Genomic DNA, 797 nt, shown 5'->3' on the forward strand with positions numbered 1-797 from the left:
GGCTCGTGAAATTTGCATTTTTGGGGATCCTGTAATCCACAATTTTAAAGGAAGGGGTATTGTTGGTTAGGCTTAGATTTACCGGTAAATTCTTTTCTTCAGGTAAGATCTTTATTGCAACTAATTCCGTAGGGATATCACTTCGTTTTACTGCCTCCAGGTCAAGTTTTATCTCCTCACCCGCAGTTGCCAGGGGAGCATCTGTAATCCCTTCAAGATACAGTCCCAGAGAAGCTGCGATGATATCTTTGATCTGTTGGGACTTTATATGTTTCCAGTGTTCATCCTCCAGTTTCAGGATCAATTGATATGCCTTCACCAGTTGAGGCACGCTGGAAGCCGGCTCTTTAAAATCAAAGTTTTCCTGTACTTTTTGAAGGATCTCCCCAATTTCCTTTCCGCCTTTAATGCGGCTCCAGCCGGTATTGATCCCGTGGAAGACATCATTATTATTCTTTGGATGGTTCCCCTTGAGCAGCTGAATATATTCAGCAGCGCTGCCGCGGGTTCCTGTGCTGCCAAACCCCTGAGATTGATGCTGGCTGCGGCTTAGAGAGGCGATCTCGGTATTGGACATCCCCTTCAGCGGAAAATAAACTCCGGTATCAAAGGTCACGAATCCTGATTTATCTGCTGCATCAAAAGCTTCCTGGGATTCGAAGAACCAGGGAGAGGTATTGAAAAATAGCTTTTTTGGCTGCCATGTTCCCAGCTCCTGTGCAAGTTGCGGAAATTTATTTTTATTACCTGCAAGATCAAAAGCCTTTAAACTGAGTAGTGCAGATGAAGTGTGGTGG

The 797-nt window shown here is 44.8% G+C and carries 1 pseudogene; it reads right to left on the reverse strand.

Annotation, left to right across the window (positions count from 1 at the left end):
• A pseudogene (locus HC175_RS15600) lies at positions 1–797 on the reverse strand (LmbE family protein); the annotation flags it as partial.

It is taken from the genome of Salinimicrobium oceani, from assembly GCF_012037645.1.